Origin of the sequence: Streptomyces sp. ALI-76-A (genome assembly GCF_030287445.1) — a bacterium.
Classification (GTDB): Bacteria; Actinomycetota; Actinomycetes; order Streptomycetales; family Streptomycetaceae; genus Streptomyces.
This window is the reverse complement of the sequence record NZ_JASVWB010000002.1, coordinates 1,280,091-1,296,809: the sequence shown is the minus strand read 5'-3', so window position 1 is coordinate 1,296,809 and position 16,719 is coordinate 1,280,091. Positions and strand designations below refer to the sequence as shown.

At 66.7% G+C, this 16,719-nt stretch carries 14 protein-coding genes and 3 pseudogenes; 8 read left to right on the top strand and 9 right to left on the bottom strand.

All coding sequences use genetic code 11. The annotated features are described in order from the left end of the window. Positions 1-492: 492 nt before the first annotated feature. Positions 493-1,158 carry a transposase gene (locus QQS16_RS43505; RefSeq protein WP_353479661.1) on the top strand — a complete coding sequence of 222 codons (666 nt, stop codon included), beginning with the start codon at positions 493-495 and terminating at the stop codon, positions 1,156-1,158. Positions 1,159-1,197: 39 nt separating this feature from the next. Here QQS16_RS43505 and QQS16_RS06765 read toward each other — a convergent pair whose 3' ends face one another. Both QQS16_RS06765 and QQS16_RS06760 read right to left on the bottom strand, forming a co-directional pair. Further along, a complete protein-coding gene (locus QQS16_RS06765) occupies positions 1,198-1,761 on the bottom strand; it encodes an IS3 family transposase (protein ID WP_286066240.1) in 564 nt (187 codons plus the stop codon). Next, entirely contained in the window at positions 1,698-2,060 is a 363-nt protein-coding gene (locus QQS16_RS06760; RefSeq protein ID WP_502963890.1) for an IS3 family transposase, read from the bottom strand. Before QQS16_RS06760 ends, QQS16_RS06765 begins: the two co-directional genes overlap by 64 nt. Here QQS16_RS06760 and QQS16_RS43900 point away from each other — a divergent pair. Further along, positions 2,059-2,295: pseudogene (locus QQS16_RS43900) on the top strand (transposase); the annotation flags it as partial. The gene QQS16_RS06760 and the pseudogene QQS16_RS43900 overlap by 2 nt on opposite strands. A 35-nt stretch (positions 2,296-2,330) precedes the next feature. After that, the gene (locus tag QQS16_RS06750; RefSeq protein WP_286060694.1) at positions 2,331-2,669 is read left to right on the top strand and encodes a transposase; all 339 of its coding nucleotides are present in this window, start codon (positions 2,331-2,333) and stop codon (positions 2,667-2,669) included. 123 nt (positions 2,670-2,792) lie between these two features. On the opposite strand, the gene QQS16_RS06745 is transcribed toward QQS16_RS06750, so the two are convergent. Together QQS16_RS06745 and QQS16_RS06740 are read right to left on the bottom strand one after the other, a co-directional pair. After that, complete coding sequence (locus QQS16_RS06745; protein WP_286060693.1) at positions 2,793-4,049, bottom strand: MFS transporter; 1,257 nt, start codon at positions 4,047-4,049, stop codon at positions 2,793-2,795. Then, positions 4,040-4,540: a MarR family winged helix-turn-helix transcriptional regulator gene (locus QQS16_RS06740; protein WP_286060692.1), complete on the bottom strand. Its 501-nt coding sequence runs from the start codon at positions 4,538-4,540 to the stop codon at positions 4,040-4,042. The genes QQS16_RS06745 and QQS16_RS06740 overlap by 10 nt, the downstream gene beginning before the upstream one ends. A gap of 157 nt (positions 4,541-4,697) precedes the next feature. On the opposite strand from QQS16_RS06740, the gene QQS16_RS06735 reads away from it, so the two are divergent. Continuing rightward, positions 4,698-5,864 (top strand): metal-dependent hydrolase family protein, encoded by a 1,167-nt coding sequence (locus tag QQS16_RS06735; RefSeq protein WP_286060691.1) that lies wholly within the window; start codon positions 4,698-4,700, stop codon positions 5,862-5,864. A 25-nt stretch (positions 5,865-5,889) separates the two neighbouring features. On the opposite strand, the gene QQS16_RS06730 is transcribed toward QQS16_RS06735, so the two are convergent. After that, positions 5,890-6,576, bottom strand: coding sequence for a PIG-L deacetylase family protein (locus QQS16_RS06730; protein ID WP_286060690.1), 687 nt, complete (start codon positions 6,574-6,576; stop codon positions 5,890-5,892). Then, positions 6,536-8,260: an amino acid adenylation domain-containing protein gene (locus QQS16_RS06725; protein WP_286060689.1), complete on the bottom strand. Its 1,725-nt coding sequence runs from the start codon at positions 8,258-8,260 to the stop codon at positions 6,536-6,538. The genes QQS16_RS06730 and QQS16_RS06725 overlap by 41 nt, the downstream gene beginning before the upstream one ends. 124 nt (positions 8,261-8,384) lie before the next feature. Here QQS16_RS06725 and QQS16_RS06720 point away from each other — a divergent pair, with 124 nt between their 5' ends. Beyond that, positions 8,385-9,188 (top strand): alpha/beta fold hydrolase, encoded by an 804-nt coding sequence (locus QQS16_RS06720; RefSeq protein WP_286060688.1) that lies wholly within the window; start codon positions 8,385-8,387, stop codon positions 9,186-9,188. 20 nt (positions 9,189-9,208) lie between these two features. On the opposite strand, the gene QQS16_RS06715 is transcribed toward QQS16_RS06720, so the two are convergent. After that, positions 9,209-10,411 carry a MalY/PatB family protein gene (locus QQS16_RS06715; protein ID WP_286060687.1) on the bottom strand — a complete coding sequence of 401 codons (1,203 nt, stop codon included), beginning with the start codon at positions 10,409-10,411 and terminating at the stop codon, positions 9,209-9,211. A 502-nt stretch (positions 10,412-10,913) separates the two neighbouring features. On the opposite strand from QQS16_RS06715, the gene QQS16_RS06710 reads away from it, so the two are divergent. Next, positions 10,914-11,897, top strand: a complete 984-nt coding sequence (locus tag QQS16_RS06710; RefSeq protein WP_286060686.1) for a cytochrome P450 — start codon at positions 10,914-10,916, stop codon at positions 11,895-11,897. Positions 11,898-11,924: 27 nt separating this feature from the next. Here QQS16_RS06710 and QQS16_RS06705 read toward each other — a convergent pair whose 3' ends face one another. Beyond that, positions 11,925-12,968: a methyltransferase gene (locus QQS16_RS06705; RefSeq protein WP_286060685.1), complete on the bottom strand. Its 1,044-nt coding sequence runs from the start codon at positions 12,966-12,968 to the stop codon at positions 11,925-11,927. A gap of 431 nt (positions 12,969-13,399) precedes the next feature. Between QQS16_RS06705 and QQS16_RS06700 the strand changes: the two are divergent. Further along, a pseudogene (locus QQS16_RS06700) lies at positions 13,400-14,424 on the top strand (ISAzo13 family transposase); the annotation flags it as partial. Then, a pseudogene (locus QQS16_RS06695) lies at positions 14,388-15,212 on the top strand (IS982 family transposase); the annotation flags it as partial. The pseudogenes QQS16_RS06700 and QQS16_RS06695, both read left to right, overlap by 37 nt. A gap of 30 nt (positions 15,213-15,242) precedes the next feature. Here QQS16_RS06695 and QQS16_RS43895 read toward each other — a convergent pair. Next, positions 15,243-16,601: a transposase gene (locus QQS16_RS43895; RefSeq protein ID WP_502963771.1), complete on the bottom strand. Its 1,359-nt coding sequence runs from the start codon at positions 16,599-16,601 to the stop codon at positions 15,243-15,245. Positions 16,602-16,719 lie beyond the last annotated feature (118 nt).

The following is a 16,719-nucleotide window of genomic DNA, read 5'->3' as shown; positions in this document are numbered from 1 at the left end:
CAAGATCGTCGACAGAGCCGAAAAACTGGAACGTCGACATCACGGGCGGCGTTGAGCAGGACGGTCAGGTGCTGGCCGCGGATCCGACGACTGTCCGTGCGCCGAGCCTGGCCGATCGCGGCATGGAGCTGCTGGCGGTAGGCGCCGGGCTGGATCTGGGCGAGGCGTCCGCGCCGCAGGTCGACGCGCTCGGCTGCGCTGTGGAGGGTGCTGCGCAGTTCCGCCGGGATGCGCTGGTAGGCGTTGTCGTCCAGGTCGGGCAGCGGCACCCAGGAGCCTTCCGCCGTGATCACGGCCCGGGCGGCGGTGTCCCGGCCGGCGTGGGCCGGGCCGCGCCCGAGCGTGCGCCGCCGGTGGGTGGCGGTCCACCGGACGGTGTTGGTCTTGCGTTGCCGGACGGGGGCGACGGCGCCGACCTCGGTGCCGTCGGCGAGCACGCGGTAGCAAGGATGTGCGGCTCGGGCCGCCTGCGCGCGAGGAGCAGAGCCCGGTGTGCCCACGCTGCGGTGCTGCCGGCGCAATCGCCGCCGGGCAGTGAGTTCTGGCTTCAGCCTTCGGCGGTGCCGGGCAGCGAGACCAGCGCGGTGCGGTCCGCGTTCGGGACCCAGCGGCGATCCCGCGGACCGTCAAACAGGTCGCGGGGCATCGGGACGGCAGTACAACATCCAGATAGCTTGCGCCCGCCGCCAGCTCCTCCTGGCGATCGAGGTTCAGGACAACCCGTCCGACATGACAGCCCTCGTCCCCATGGTGAACAAGACACAGGTCAACCGCCTTGCCGCCGGGATAGAACATCCCATCCTGCTCTGGCTCGCCGACAGCGGAGACGCCTCTACCTCGGCATTCGAGGCCCTCGCTGGTCTCCCGCTCCTTGTCTCCGTGACCAGCGAGGCCCACCAGGCAGGCTTCGAAGCGAAACGCGAAGGCCCTCGCGGCGGCCAGCACGAGATGGCAGCCCGCCTCGCCACACCTCTGGGCCGGCAGCAGTACCGACAACGAAGTGCCCTGGTGGAACCCGGATTCGCCCAGCTCTTCCAACGCTTCGGACGTCGGCTCAACTACCGCGGACAAGACGGCGTGGACACCGAGATCAAACTCCTCGGAGCGGTCCACAACCTCAGCAAACTCTTCGACCACAAGGCCAGAACAAGCTCTTGACCACTGCCGGACTGAACCGCCCCGGGTTCGATAGAGATCTCAGATTATGGTTGTAACCTGCGGTTTCGTGGATTCCATGTAGTGGTTGGCTTCGTACTCGACGGGCGGAACGTGCCCTATCTCACCGTGGAGTCGGCGGTGGTTGTACCAGTCAACCCACTCTGCGGTGGCCAACTCGACCTGGGAGAGCGACTTCCAGGGCCGTCGGGGCTTGACCAGCTCGGTCTTGTACAGGCCGATCGTGCTCTCCATCAGGGCATTGTCGTAGGCGTCGCCGACCGATCCGATCGAGGCGGCGATGCCGGCGGCGTCCAGATGCTGGGCGAGCCGGAAACTCGTATATTGCGACCCGGCATCCGAATGGTGGATCAACTCGCCTGGCTGAACTGGGTGTTGGTCGCGGTCACGTTGCCACACGGCCATCTCAAGGGCGTCCAGGACGAAGACCGTTTCCTTCACGGCGGCCGCGGACCAGCCGACGATCCGGCGGGAGAACGTGTCCACGACGAAGGCGACATAGACAACACCGGCCCAGGTCTTCACGTGGGTGAAGTCCGCGACCCAGCAGCGGTTCGGGGCGGCAGCGACGAAGTCGCGGTCCAGCAGGTCCGGCGCCCGTTCGGCCTGCCCGCCGGGCAGGTAGTGATCACGCGTTTACCACGGACCGCCCCAGTGATGCCGAGTTCACGCATCAGGCGTTCGACGGTGCAGCGGGCCACGCGGCGGCCCTGCCGGTTCAGCTCACGCCAGATCTTCCTCGCCCCGTAGACGTGGTAGTTGGCCTTGAAGACCTCGCTGATCTGTTCCTTCAGCTCGGCGTCCCGCACGGTCCTGGCCGACGGCGTGCTCCGACGTTTGTGGTGGGCGTAGTAGGTGGAAGGGGCGATCTTGCAGTCGTGCATCGATTTCAAGTACGCGCTGGCCATAGAACTGGACGATCCCGGCTTCCACCACAGCGTGCTGGGTGACTTCCGTGAGCGTCTGGCCGAGGACGGCCGAGCCGACCGTCTCCTCGACCTTGCGCTCGCGCGCCTGAAGGAGGCCGGTCTCGTCCGCGAGCGCACCACCCAGCGCACGGACTCCACCCACGTCCTGGCCGCAGTGCGCGACCTGACCCGGCTGGAACTGGTCACCGAGGCCGCTGCAGGACCACCGCCGACAGCGCCCGGAGCGTGGGCTTTCCCCCGCGAGAACTCCGTGACCTGCAACTCCGCGTCCGTGCCGAGCAGCAGACACCCGAATGGCAGGCCCGCTACGCGGTGCGCTCCGGAGTGGAAGGCACCATCAACGAGCTCGCCCACGGACACGGCATACGGCACTGCCGCTACCGGGGACAACACAAAGCCCACTTACAGCACGTGTTCACAGCCATCGCCGCAAACATCGAGCGCCTCAGCCGACGGCCGCCGACCGGACAAGCACCCCCGTCCCGGCCGCCGACCGCCTTCCAGATCTACCTGGACCAGCGCGGAATCACCCGGCCGAGATCTTGGCGGTCCGCCAGAGACTGAACAGACCACCAAGATCCCCGACAGAGTCAAGCTAGGGCTCGCAGAAGAACAACATGCGTGCGAGCAGTGCGTTGACCTGGGAGGTCAAGTCCCGGAACCCACAAGTTAATTCTCTGCGAGCCCTTAGGTGCCGCTCGAAGCCGCAGGAGAGGACAACGTCCTGGACGACCACCGCAGACTGGGGGTGGTGGCTCCCACCGCGATGATGGCACCGACGCATAGCAGGCCGCCGCTGATCAGGGCTGTCGCGCCTGACGTGGCTTCCGCGACGAGACCGCCCCGCATGTTGCCGATGTCAGGCCCAGCTTCCCCGACGACTTGCTCAGCGGCGCTGACGCGGCCCAGCAGTTCGCTTGGTGTGTGCATCTGCACGATCGTGCTCCGGGACACCACGGAAACGGTGTCGGCAGCGCCGGCCAGGGCGAGGAACGCCAGCCCGGCCCATGGATCAGACGACATGCCGAACAGCGTGAGGGAGAGGCCCCAGGCGGCGGATCCTCCCAGCATGACCAGACCGGGGCGGGCGAGCCGGGTGAAGGCGCCGGAGAAGAGTGAGGCGGCGCCGCCGCCGACGGCAATGGCGGTGAGGAAGAGCCCGAGCGTGCGCGGGTTGTTCCCGAACCGTTCCGAATTGATGAGAGGGAACAGGCTGATCGGCATCGATAGCACGGTGGTGGCCAGGTCTGTGATCAGGGCGCCACGGATGACGGGGGTCTTGACCAGGAAGGACAGGCCGTCCAGGACCCCCCTCAGACCGGGCCGGGCGGGCTCGTCGCCGGGGATCATCGGCGGCAAGCCGAACCCACCGTAGAGCGCGGCGCTGAACGTCAGCGCGTCAATCACGTAGCACGCGCCCACGCCCAGCCCACCCGTGATCAGCCCGCCCAGGGCGGGCCCGATGAGCACGGCGCCCTGGAACGCGATTCGGCGTAGCGCCAGACCGGCGGCCAACTGACGCTTGGGCAGGAGGTGGGGGATGAACGTGCGGGATGCCGGGCCGGCCCCGGCGGTGAAGCAGGACAACAGCGCGACCAGCGCCAGTACCCCGCCGACCGGCAGGTGTCCTAGAAATCCCTGAAGCGCCAGCGCGAGTGAACAGATGGCTTGGCCACTGGTCGCGATCAGGTAGAACTTGCGCCGGTCGACGCGGTCGACGATCGAGCCGGCGAAGAGCCCAAGCGCGACGAGCGGGATCGCCTGTGCCAGGCCGACCGCGCCGGTCCACACGGTGCTCTCGGTGGTCTGCCAGACCTGGAACATCACGGCGATGATCGTCATCTGACTGCCGAGCCCGGATAAGGTCTGACCGATCCACAGTCGCCGGAACGGCGGTGACGATCGCAGTGGGGCCACATCGAGCAGTACGTGTTTCAGCGCCATGCGGGGTCCTGGGCCAGCTTTTCGGCGATCCGATCGTGAAAGGACTTGCGATCGAGGGCCTGCTCGATATCGGCGACGACCTGGCTGAGCGGGTAAGGGATCTCTGCCTCGATCTCCGCGAGGGCTGCCTCGGTGGCGCGCCACTCCGCCCCCAAGCGGTCGACGATCGCGAGGGCCCGCTCAGTGAGCGTCACCTTCTTGCTGCGAGCGTCGTCACCCGCGACGGTTCGGACCCAGCCAGCCGCGCGCATGGCGGCCACCTTCTGGCTGAGCGCCGAGTGCGTCCGGTCGACCGACTCGGCCAGCTCCGTGATGGTCATTGGCCCGGAGGCATGGAGGCGAAGCACCTCCAGCACGAAGCTCGGCTTGAGTCCTTCGATCCGCCTTTCCGAGTAGATCTGGAAGATGTCCGCATCCATCGAGGCCTGGAGCAGGCGCAGGGGACGCCACAGGCTTTGCTGGGTGGGGTCGAGTGCATGGTTTTCGCCCATGGGAGAATTGTAACAGCGGTTGTATAAGTGCTGTTACATGGATGGTCGTGTGGTCATGACGTGGGGGGACGCGGTGCTCGCGTCGGTCCGATGGGCCCTGGCCCAGCGAGAGTTGGGGGGCATCGACAGCGCGACCACCGTCTGGTAGAGACGGTGCATGACCATCGTGCTCAGGGCCGCAGGACTGTTCGACGTCTTCACTCGCGACATCGTCAGGCCGGGCTGCCTGGTGGTCGAGGGGTCCCGGATCATCGCGACAGGGCCTGACGTACCGAACGCCGCTCGGGGTGCGACCGAGATCGAGCTGCCGGATCACTTTCTCGTCCCCGGGCTCGTGGACAGCCACGTGCACCTGTGTTTCGATCCGGAGCAACCCGATTGCGTCAGCCACCTACTCGCGCAGGACGACGCGCAGCTCCTCGCAGGAATGACGCGGCGTGCCAGGCTGGCGAGTTCCCGAGGCGTCACCACCATCCGCGATCTCGGCGACCGGAACTACCTCGCGCGGCGGCTCGCACAGAGCGGTACAGCTGATCTGCCTACGATCGTCTCGTCCGGGCCGCCGCTGACTTCTCCCTCCGGGCACTGCCATTACCTCGGTGGGGAGGTCCGTGACACGGAAGCCGCCGTGGCGGCGGTGAAGCGGCACTGCGCGCATGGAGTGGACCTGATCAAGGTGATGGTGACCGGGGGCATTCTCACGGGGAGTTCCGATCCCGGACAGCTTCAGTTCTCCGCCGAAACAGTGGAGGCCGTGGTAGCGGCCGCCCATTCCCAGGGGCGGCGCGTTGCCGCGCATGCCCACTCGACGCAGGGAATACGCCTGGCGCTGCACGCGGGGGTGGACACGATCGAGCACTGCACCTTCGCGAGTGAAACCGTCTTCGACAGGGACGATTCCCTCATCGAAGAGCTGGCCCAGTCGAAGCGTTGGGTTTCGCCCACCTATGTGGTCCGACCAGGGGTCGAATGGGACCCGCCGCATTTCTCCTGGCGTTCCTCGATCGTCGCCGGTTTACACGAAGCCGGAGTCCGCATCGCCGCGGGAACCGATGCGGGTGTGAAACAGGGCCTGCGCCACGACAGCCACGCCTGGAGCGTCGTCTCTCTGGTGGCGGCGGGACTCCCAGCGGCCGACGCGCTGGTGGCGGCGACGCTGGAAGCAGCCAGGGCATGCGGAGTCGGGCAGCGTAAGGGCCACTTGTTCCCAGGCGCGGACGCCGACGTCATCGCGGTTCCGGGCAACCCCTTGGTCGAACCAGTGCTGCTGACAGATCCGTCGTTGGTGATGGTCAGGGGGTTGGTCGTGCGAACGCCGGGCTAGGGAGATGAAACCGGCAGGAGTGAGGTCAGCGGGTGTCCAGTCGCATGAACTCCTCGGCGAGCCGCCCTCGCGGCAGTCCGTGCCGTGCCGCCACTCCGGCTCCCCACTCGCGGAAGAACTCCTCCGGCGAGTCCCCGACGGCGGCCTTCTGGGACGCGTGGCAGTTCACGGCCCGCATTTTGCTGTCAAATGTGGTGGTGATGTCGACAGTGAAGTCCGGCGTGTCGGTGCCGTGAAGCCAGACCTCTGGCACCGTATGGGGTGCGAGCCCTTGCTCCAGAAGGCGGGGATGGGCCAGACCGTTGCGTGCGTCGGGGTAAACGGCTTCGAGAGTGGCCTGACCTACCGCCAGGTGGTCGCGGTGGCTCGACCGCACGCTGCGTAGATTGCGCGTCGGCGTGTGAGTGATGACCAGGCCGGGTCGGCACAAACGGATGGCGGAGGTCAGTCGGCGGCGCAGCTGGCGTGTCGGCTCGACGTCGCCATCGGGAAGGCGCAGGAACCGCACGGCCTCGATGCCCAGGATCTTTGCAGCGGCTTCCTGTTCCCTTTCCCGCAGGGACGCCCCCTCTGCCCCGTCCGGCACACCGGCGTCCCCGCTCGTCGCCACGACGAGGGTGATGGCGGCTCCGCCGTTCGCCAGAGAGCGGACCGTGCCGCCGCAGGAGAAATCAACGTCGTCCGGGTGTGCCGCTGTGATCAGTACATGCATCGGCTGAACGCTCCCTGAGTGATCGTCTGTCGACTTTCCCATTGCTGGTCAATGGCAGGTCGTCGAGAAAGTTCACGGTCTTGGGCAGCATCGCCGCGGGCAACAGGGCCCGCAGTCGTGCGCGCAGGAGCCGACCCATCTCCGGAGTGTCCAGCGGGCCGACGACATACAGCCGCAGTTCGGGGCCGGACGCCCCATCACAGAGAACCGCTGCCGCCTCTCGCACGCCCTCACAGGCCACGGCCGCGGTCTCGATCTCGCCGAGTTCGATCCGGTGCCCGTTGACTTTGACCTGCGTGTCACGGCGCCGGAGCCACTGCAGCGCACCGTCGACGCGGCGCACCATGTCCCCCGTCGCGTACATGCGTAGGCCCGCGTCCTCGCCGTATGGGTCAGGGAGGAAGCGGTCCGCTGTCAGGCGAGGCTGTCCGTGGTACCCCCGCGCCACGGCCGGGCCTGCGATATAAGCTTCGCCCTCCTGCCCCTCGGGCACCGGGACTAGGTTGTCGTCCAGTACGTGGACGCGGGCATGGCCGAGCGCGGCGCCGACCTTGACGGGGGGGCCGGTGATGCGCCAGGCCGTGGCCCAGATTGAGGCTTCGGTGGGGCCGTAGACGTTGAAGGCGTCGCCGGGCAGGCCGGCCAGTCGCTCGGCGAGTGCGGGCGGCAGTGCGTCGCCTCCGCACAGGACGGTTTGCTCCTGAGTGAGGGAGACGCCAGCGTCGAGGAGCAACCGCCACCCTGAAGGGGTCGCCTGGACGAGAGAAGGCGCAGAGGAGTTGATCAACGAGGCGATGGAGCGCGCGTTGAACAGCCAGGTGTAGGGCGCCACGACGCAGGTGCCGCCATGGACCAGCGGGAGGTAGATCTCAAGTCCCGCTATATCAAATGACAGTTGGGTACTGAACAGCACTCGCCGGGGGGCGCCGGCCGGAAGTAGCTCGCTCATCGCGGAAAGGAAGGTCAGCACGTTGCGGTGGGTGACCTCGACGCCTTTGGGGTGCCCTGTGGAGCCGGAGGTGTACATCACGTAAGCGAGATCGTCCGGACTGCTCGCACCAGACCGCCACTGGGCCGGTACGTCCGGGAAATCGGCGGTCGTTACCGTGCGCACACCCGTACACGAGAGAGCCTCGACGTACTTGGTATCCGCCACTACAAGCGTCATGCGGACGTCGCGAGCCATGAACCGCAGCCGGGAGCTCGGCAGTTGACTGCCGAGCGGCACATACGCCGCGCCCGCCGAGAGGATGGCCAGCAGGACCGCCGGTACCTCGGTGCCCCGGTCCAGGCAGACGCCGACGAACGCGCCCCGGCCCACCCCCATCTGCTCCAAGCTGGCGCGTATCTGTTGTGCGCGGAGGGCGAGTTGCCGGTAGGAGAGGCCCCCCGCTGAGCTCAGCACCGCGGTGTGCGCGGGAGTCTCCCCGGCCTGCCGGAAGAATGCGGAGTCGACGGTCCCGTCGCCGCCCCCGACGGATCGCGAGGGTGGTGAACTGTCCGATCCCTCCGGTGAACCGTGGTAACGCACGGCCGCGTCGAGAGCGTCCTCGCGGTCGGTGGCACCGCCTACTGCCCTCCATCCCACGGGGAGTGTCCGACCGCTGGGCCAGATGGAGCGATGTCCGTGGCAGCTTGCCACGGGAACCCATGCGGACTTGCCGATTGTCAGAGGTTGCTGCATCTCATGACCCTCCGGAACGGAAACGCCTCGGATGAAAAATTAGCAGACCAACGTGCCCCGAGTGATGGGAAATTTGTCCTGACGAGGCTCGCGCATCCTCCTGTTCCGCGGATATGCTGTGGGGATGATCGAGCATGTCAATGGCGTGGACTTGGCTTTCGACGAATGGGGCATAAACGGATCGACTCCGCCGCTGCTCCTGCTGCATGGATTCCTGAGCAGTCGGAGTGACTGGGCGAGCACCGCCGACGAACTCTCCGCGATCCAACACGTGATTGCTTTCGACCACAGAGGCCACGGCCAGAGCACCCACATCGGCAGCCAGAGCGCCTACACCATCGGTCATCTCGTGGCCGATGTAGAAGGTTTTGTCGCGGCCCGCGGATTCGACACGGTGGATCTGCTCGGGCACTCTCTCGGTGGAATCGTAGCCATGCATTATGCCCTCGCTCGCCCCGAGCGGGTCCGGTCTATGGTGCTGTTGAACACCACGGCGGAACCGACGGATCCGACTCCCCCGCATGTTATCGGTCGCCTCGCCGAGTTGGGCCGAAGCCGGGGGATGCCCGGCCTCGGCAGACTTCTTGAGCAGATCGGCGACCCCTCGCGTGCCGTACGCGATGAGGAGCAGCGTGCGCGCTACCGGTTCGACGTCGGACGATGCGATGTGGAAGCCTTCGCCGCTCTCGGTGTGGAAATCGGCACACATGCTTCCATGTTGCAGGATCTCGGGAGCCTGAGAATTCCGGTCACGGTGATGGTAGGCGAAAACGATACTCCTGTACGTGAGGGATGCGCCGCTGTGGCCGCCTCAATTCCGAGGTCCCGGCTCGTGGTTATTCCGGGCGCCGCCCACCTGCCTCATCTGCAAAGCCGCGACCAATGGCTGAAGTCGATGAGCGAGCACCAATTGTGGGTGGCCGAGTAGCACGGGGACACGTCGGCCTCCTATCCAGGGTGCGGGGATGACCGGCGCTCCGCGTGTCGACCTGGACATGGTTCCCTTATTGCGGCTCCCATCGCGGTGACGATCTCAGTCAAAACTCGGCGGGACGTGGCGAAGTTGAGTCGTACGAAACCTTGGCCCACGGTGCCGAACGCCGCGCCGTCGCTAAGGGCGACCTGGGCACGGTCGAGGAAGAACGACGCCGGTTCGGCAATCCCGAGTGCACGGCAGTCCAGCCACGCCAGATACGTGGCCTCGGGAATCCGGAACCCTGCCTCCGGCAGCTCCGTTGCCAGGAGCTTCGCCAAGTGGTGCCGGTTGCCGTCGAGATAGGCGACTACGTCGCGTAGCCAGCGCCGCCCCGCCGAGTAAGCAGCCTGGCTCGCGGCAATGGCCAAGGGGCTGATACCACCGATCGCGAAGACGGGGAGCCGCTGCCAGCGTTCCCGGTCGGCCTCGTGCGTGAGGATGACTTGCGCGCATTTGAGCCCGGCGATGTTCCAAGCCTTGGAAGCTGAGGTGAGGGTGACCGAGTGCGCGGCGGCCCCTGCCGAGACCTGAGCATACGGGAAGTGACGGCTGCCGGGGTAGGAAAGAGGGGCGTATACCTCGTCCGCGATGACGCGTGCGCCGTGGCGCGCCACGATGTGTGACAATTCCTCGAGTTCATCGGGGCTTGCGGGGCGGCCCGTCGGATTATGGGGGTTGCAGAGCAGCACGGTGTCAGCTCCGGAGGCTAAAGCGCGGTCGATACCCGCCATGTCGAGCGCCGGCTTTGTCTCCTGGTCGATCATCGGGACCTGGACCGGGGTGCGTCCGGTCAAAGCAATGATCTCGAAGAAGGGAGGAAACGCCGGGGTCGGGACGATGACGCCGCCACTCGGTCGACTGAAAAGATCGAGCGCTTTGGACACTCCCTCCAGAACATCCGGTACGAGGAATATCTGGTCGATTCCGAGGTGCCATCCGTAACTTTCGGCGATGAACGCTGCACAGGACTCGCGCAGACCAGTGATTTGATGGGGCGAATATCCGAACTCGCCGCGATCCATGGCCTCCGTCAGTGCGTCACGAATTGGCGCCGCGATATCGAAGTCCATCTCCGCTATCTGGGCCGCGAGAACCGTGTCGCCGAACTCGGTCCACTTCGCAGTGCGTCTCCGGTGCAGCGATTCGACGCTGACAGATTCAAACGGGGTTGCCATGTCAGTCCCTCCTGTCACTGCAGCTGCTGTGTTCGAGGTTCGGAGGCAGCCTCGCTCGCAACTTGTGTCTGGCGCGAGATCGCGAACCGCGGACCAAAACTGCTCCGAAGGCCGTCCTTTCTCCCTAAAAGTCAGGCTGCCGCTTGCGGTGCCGTGCGGTTCATGGATGCCGTGGTGCCGTAAATACGCGAACGCCTGTAGTCGGACTCCTAGCGCTCTTGCCTGGTATCTGTACCGGTGCCGGTTCTTCACTTACAATCGGCGCATGACGTTGAGGGATGAAGCGGCCGAAGCCTCCCACAACCCTGTGACCTTCCCTGTGCGGAGAAGTCACCCGCTGGATCCCCCCGATGATCTCGCTCGTCTGCGCCAGGAATCCCCGGTATGCCGGATGGTCTATCCGGACGGCCACACAGGCTGGCTCGTGACGGGATACGAGATGGTGCGGGCGGCACTCAGCGATGCCCGGTTGAGTTCCCGGGCGGAAGTCATTCACCTTCCGGTGAGCAGACCTGGCGCCGAGCTGTTCTTCGGGCGGTCGGCGCAGCCAGGATGGTTCGTGGACATGGACCCCCCGGAACACACACTCTTCCGCAGGCTGCTGGCCGGCCGGTTCACCGAGCAGCGCATGGAGGCACTCCGCCCCAGAGTCGAGCAGATCGTCTGCGAGCGCTTGGACGCCCTCGCAGCTGCGGGGCCCCCCGCTGACCTGGTGCAGCATCTCGCCATCCCCATACCGTCCCTGGTCATCTGCGAGTTGTTGGGAGTCCCGGACACGGAGCGGGCACGGTTCCAGCGTGACAGCGCGATGCTCCTGAGCCTGCGGGCCACCGCCGAGGAAGGGGCCGCCGCGCTGCGATCGCTGACGGAACTGATCCGTGAACTGGTCACGTACCGGCGCAGCCACCACCGGGACGACCTGCTGGGTGACCTCGCCGCGAGGACGGAGCTGAGCGATGAGCAACTCGCGGGAGCGGGCGTCCTCTTGCTCACGGCAGGACACGACTCGGTCGCCGGCATGCTGGGACTCGGGGTCTACGCCCTTCTCACCCACCCAAGGCAGCTCGCTGCCCTGCGCGCGGGGGCGGCGGGCATCGAGAACACGGTTGAGGAACTTCTCCGGTATCTGACGGTGTTCCACTTTGGCCTTCCTCGTACGGCACGAGAGAACCTTGAGCTCGGGGGACGGCAGATCCGTGCGGGGGAGGCGGTGACCTTGGTGCTCTCCACGGCGAACCGCGACCCCCACTACTTCGAGGACCCTGACCAGCTCGACATCGCGCGGGCCGCCAGCAGGCATCTCGCGCTCGGGCACGGCATCCACAAATGCCTCGGCCAACACCTGGCGCGCCTGGAGATGAGGATCGCCTATGCGGAACTGTTCCGGCGATTCCCGCAGCTGGAGCTCGCCGTGGACCCGCACGAGCTTTCCTTCGCCGGCGACTCCGGACGGTATGCCTTGGCCGGTCTTCCGGTCAGGTGGTAGACGGACACCCGGCAGCGGTGGGCACAGCTACTTCGTGCCCACTGTGAGTCCGTGCTCGTACGGCAGACCTACGTACGACCGGACCTCACCGCACCCCACTTCGCGCAGCCATTTCTCGTAGTCCGCGGCGGGATAGGCCATGCCCTGCCCCGTGGCCAGGACGTTCAGGTATAGAGAGAGCCGCGCGGCAAGCACGCCGCCTTGCTCCTCCTCGGTCGCGTTGAAACCGTAGAGCAGCATTTTGCCGCCGGGTGGCAGAGCGTCATACGCCTTGCGGAGGATGGTGAGGATCTCCTCGGGAGAGAAGACCTCCAGGAAGTGGCTGAAGAGGACGGCGTCGGCATCGCCGGGCAGCTCGTCGCTGAAGATGTCGCCGGCCTTGAGGCGCACCCGGTCCGACAGGTGCGCGGGGATGCCGTCCTGAGCGAGCCGAGTCACGCTGGGCATGTCGAAGATGGTGACCGCGGTCTGCGGATAACGGGTCGCGATCTCGACGGCCGTCACTCCGGCGCCGCCGCCCACGTCGATCAGATGCCGCACCGTGGCCACTTCGGGATTGTCCAACAGCGCGGGAAGGGATTGGAGTGTGAAAGCTGACATGGAACTGTGCAGGATCGCTTCAAGGTCCGGCTGTTGGGACAGGCGCTGGTACAGAGTGCTTTCGGACCCGGGGTAGGTGGAGAGTGCGGTGTTCGTGCCGGACCGCAGTGCGTCCGTGGTGTGGGGAAAGGCTGGATAGTAGATCCTCTGCCAGCCGATGAGGATGTGCCGCCAGCTGTCGGCACGGTCCGAGGCCAGCAATTCATTTGCCAGCGGTGAGTTCGCGTACGTGCTGTTTGCCCGTTCAACAAGTTCGGTGGAACAGAGTGCGAGGAGCAGCACTCTCAGCTTGTGGCCTGTGACACCGGTGCTCTTCTCAAGGTCTTCGAAGGCGGCGTGCGGATGGCGGGCAAGGTATCCGAAGATGTCCAACTCCAGACCGGTAACCACGGCATTGAAGAGTGCTGGGCCGTTGGCGATGAGTTGGAAGCGTTCCAGAGCACGTGCGGTATCCGATGCGTTCGCCGGCATGTGTTTCCTCTCCCGTTGGGACCACATTTGGGATCCGGAACCCGCAATTCCGCGCTGTGTAGGCGGGGTTAGTGCGCCCCAAGGCACCGCCGAGGGCCTGCGGGCCTTAGGGTTCGGCCTCACGCTGAACCGTCGGACCGTGGTCCGAGTGTGCTGGCCTTGCCAGCATGCCTTTCCTTACCATGGCAGAGAACATCCGTGCGATCAATACGCCGTACGTCATGTCCCCGCGGCGCGACTGAGGTGGTGCTCCTGAGGCCATGTAGTGCCCCAGGGCCGTGTGCTTAGGGCTTGCAGGGAATCAAGGTGTTGCTTCCCGTCCTGAAGCTCGTTGGTGTGGTAAGCGCATCCCGGACGAGACTCGTGCCCAACTAGCTGTGAAGTTTGCTGTGTTGTTTCCGCATCTCGACGAGCGGCAGCGACGCTTGCTGATGGCAGCGGAGGCCCGGCTGCTGGGACGCGGCGGCGTCCGGGCCGTCGCACGGGCGGCCGGGGTGAGCGAGACGACGATCCGCAAGGGTGTGTTCGAGCTGGAGGCTGGCGAGGCCCCGCTGGGGAGGGTCCGGCGGCCAGGTGGAGGACGTAAACGGGGTCGCGGACCTCGACCCCGGGCTGCGGCCCGCACTGCTGGCACTGGTCGAGCCGGACGAGCGGGGTGACCCGATGTCGCCGCTGCGGTGGACGGTGAAGTCCACCCGCACGCTTGCGCAGGAGCTGACCCGGGCCGGACACCGCGTCAGTGCCGACACCGTCGCCGGCCTGCTGCGAGAGGAAGGGTTCAGCCTGCAGGCCAACGCCAAGACGATCGAGGGCAGCCAGCACCCGGACCGGGATGCCCAGTTCCGCTATCTCAATGAGCAGGCCCGCGAGCACCGGGAGACCGGCCAGCCGGTGATCAGCGTGGACACCAAGAAGAAGGAGCTCGTTGGCGAGTTCAAGAACAACGGCCGTCAGTGGCGGCCGACCGGTGAGCCGGTGCTGGTGAGCGTGCATGACTTCGCCGACCCGCAGCTGGGCAAGGCCGTCCCCTACGGCATCTACGATCTGGCGGCGGACACCGGCTGGATCAACATGAACTGGCGCGGCCGCCCGCTGACCAGCCACGAAGTCATCGTCCAGTCCAGTCCATCGCCGCGACCACCACCCGCACCGGACTGCACGTGAGTGCCGCACTCGACACCAATGCCTATCCCACCGGAGTCCGAATCGATGACGCCGAGATGGCTGCATTGCCACTGACCCGACACGCATCCACGGCGACTGGAACTATGCCCTGCATCCGCAGCCCCGCCCAGCCGTTCCGGCGGCCGGGTCTCCGCAGGCGCCGGCCCCGCGGTGGGACCAGGCCCTGCTGTCCGATCCCGCCCTGACCGGGATGTCCCGGCAACAACTGGATGCCCTCACAGGAGCTTTGGCCCTCGACGGCGAAACCCGGCGCGGCCGCCCGCCGCGGCTTGCCTCGCCGAACTGCTGTTCCTGGCGGTCGCCCAGGTCCTGCTCGGCTTCCCCTCCGCCCGGCACTGGATCCGCTTCGCCCACGCCCGGCTCGGCCACCTCTTCCGCTACCTGCCCCAGCAGTCGGCCTACAACAAGCGCCTCAACGCCGCAGGACCATTGATCAGCCACGTGATCGAGATGCTCGCCCGGCAGGTGCCGACCTGGCACGCCAGCCGCCGGCTGATCGACTCCACCCCCCTGCCCTGCGCCGCCTCCCGCGAGACCGTCAAACGCTCCGACCTGGCCGGGCACGCCGGATACGGCTACTGCCGCAGCCACTCCCGCTACTTCTGGGGCTTTCGCCTGTACCTGGTCACCACCGCCGAGGGAATGCCCGTCACCTGGTGCCTGGCCAATCCCGAACTCGGGGAACGAGAGGTGATGGCTGCTCTGCTGGAACGCGACCACCACCTGACCCGGGCCGGGCAGGTGATCCTGGCCGACAAGGGCTTCGCCGGCCGGGAGTTCGAAGCCTTCGTCACCGACCGGCTCGGCGCTCACCTGGTGCGGCCGGACCGCAAGGACGAACCGGCCCGCTTCGGCAAGATCGCTCGTGTCCGCCAGTGAATCGAGGCCGTCATCGACACCCTCAAGGGCCAGCTCAGCCTGGAACAGCACGGAGGCAGAACCCCGGCCGGAGTCTTCGCCCGCACCGCCCAACGCCTGCTCGCCCTGGCCACCGCGATCTGGCACAACTGGCACACCGGAGCAACGGTCAAACGCTCGCTGATCGCGTACGACCACTGAGCGACTCTGTCGGGGATCTTGAGCGTGACCTCATTTTCCTTGTCGCCACCAGCATTCCCAGGTCAGGCCACGGGTGTTGAGGTACTGCTGGAAGGTCGTGGGGGAGCGAGGGCGGTGGGGGTGTTGAGTTGTGCGTGAGGCGAGGCGTTCGATGTTGATCGCGATGCCGGTCAGGACGCGCTGCACGTGTGTCTTGCGATGCCGTGGTAGCGGCTGCGTCGGGCCTGGTGTCCGTTGATGAACTCGCAGATGGAGCCTTCGACGCCGGACCGGGTGGCGTAGAGCCGTTTCCACTGGGGGTCTTGCTGGTCTGTGCGGTTTCGAGCCTGGAGCTCGTGGAGGGGGCGGGGGAGGAAGTTCACGGTGCGGGCGGCGGTGCCGCGGGTGCAGGCAGACCGGTCGGGGCACGGGTTGCACTGGTGTGGGTGGAACCGGGCCACGGTGCAGGGCGCCATGGCCGGTGGCTCGAGCCAGATGTGGCTGGTCTCGCCGTTGGGCGTGGATGCCAGGGAGGGCCTCGGTGTCCCGGGTCGGCTTGGTGGTGGCGATGTCCGTGATCAGGTTGGCCTGGGCGCCGGTATCGCAGGTCTCGGTGACATGGACCAGATAGCCGCTCCAGCGGGTATTGCCCCGGATGGCTCGGCGGGCTTCGCAGTCGTAGGGAGTGACGATCCGCAAGGCCCCTTTGGGCTGTCCGTCCTTCTCGGTGCGCGGGCGTAACCTGCCACGGGCGTCGAGGAGGAAGTTCTGCACCACGATTTGCCGTAGTGCTTCCGCGCGAGGACCGCGCTGGTGGGGCGTCAAGCGTTCCGGGAGTCGGCGGGCGTCCGCGCCGGCCTGTTTGAGCCGGGTGACGGGGTGAGTCGGCTGGCTGGGAAGGCGCACCGGACGCCCGTAGCGGGTGGCCCACTCAGCATCCACCAGCCCGTCCAGGACCTCAGGTGCCCGCTGAGCGGCTTCCTCCAACGCCGCGCGTACTGCTTCGAGGACCAGCTCCAGGCGGGTGAGGTCCCGTGCGGCAGCGAGGACCTGGGTGGAGTCACTGCGCTGTCTCCCGCGCTCAGTGACCAGGCCGGCCGCCCGCATCCGCTCCAGCGACAGGGACAGCAGCTGGTCCGCGCGATCGTCCTCGCACAGACGATCACGGAAGTCGGTCAGCACGCTGTGGTGGAACCCCGGGTCGTCCAGTTCCAGGGCCAGGGCGTACTTGAAGTCGATGCGGCATCGCACCGCCTCGGCCGCCTGCCGGTCGGAGAGGTTGAGTAAGAACTGAAGGACACAGACCGTGGCGAGTTGGGCCGGCGAGAGTCCGGGGCGGCCGTCGCGCGGGTACCAGGAGGCGAAGTCCCTGTGGTCCCAGAGCCCGTCGAGGTGATCACGTACCCACATTGCCGTGGCGCCGCGGGGGTTGCTGGCCCGCGCCATCCGGGCTGTGAGCTCGGGAACTACTGCACCGGACCGGGGACGAACGGACACTGATCACCTCAGGAGGACGGAACCACGCAGG

Excerpts from the sequence above, each read along its gene's own strand:
- QQS16_RS06705 (WP_286060685.1), bottom strand. The coding sequence starts at position 12,968 with ATGCCGGCGAACGCATCGGATACCGCACGTGCTCTGGAACGCTTCCAA.
- QQS16_RS06715 (WP_286060687.1), bottom strand. The coding sequence starts at position 10,411 with ATGGCAACCCCGTTTGAATCTGTCAGCGTCGAATCGCTGCACCGGAGA.
- QQS16_RS06740 (WP_286060692.1), bottom strand. The coding sequence starts at position 4,540 with ATGGGCGAAAACCATGCACTCGACCCCACCCAGCAAAGCCTGTGGCGT.
- QQS16_RS43895 (WP_502963771.1), bottom strand. The coding sequence starts at position 16,601 with ATGTGGGTACGTGATCACCTCGACGGGCTCTGGGACCACAGGGACTTC.
- QQS16_RS06735 (WP_286060691.1), top strand. The coding sequence starts at position 4,698 with ATGACCATCGTGCTCAGGGCCGCAGGACTGTTCGACGTCTTCACTCGC.
- QQS16_RS06725 (WP_286060689.1), bottom strand. The coding sequence starts at position 8,260 with ATGCAGCAACCTCTGACAATCGGCAAGTCCGCATGGGTTCCCGTGGCA.
- QQS16_RS06720 (WP_286060688.1), top strand. The coding sequence starts at position 8,385 with ATGATCGAGCATGTCAATGGCGTGGACTTGGCTTTCGACGAATGGGGC.
- QQS16_RS06730 (WP_286060690.1), bottom strand. The coding sequence starts at position 6,576 with ATGCATGTACTGATCACAGCGGCACACCCGGACGACGTTGATTTCTCC.
- QQS16_RS06760 (WP_502963890.1), bottom strand. The coding sequence starts at position 2,060 with ATGCACGACTGCAAGATCGCCCCTTCCACCTACTACGCCCACCACAAA.
- QQS16_RS06745 (WP_286060693.1), bottom strand. The coding sequence starts at position 4,049 with ATGGCGCTGAAACACGTACTGCTCGATGTGGCCCCACTGCGATCGTCA.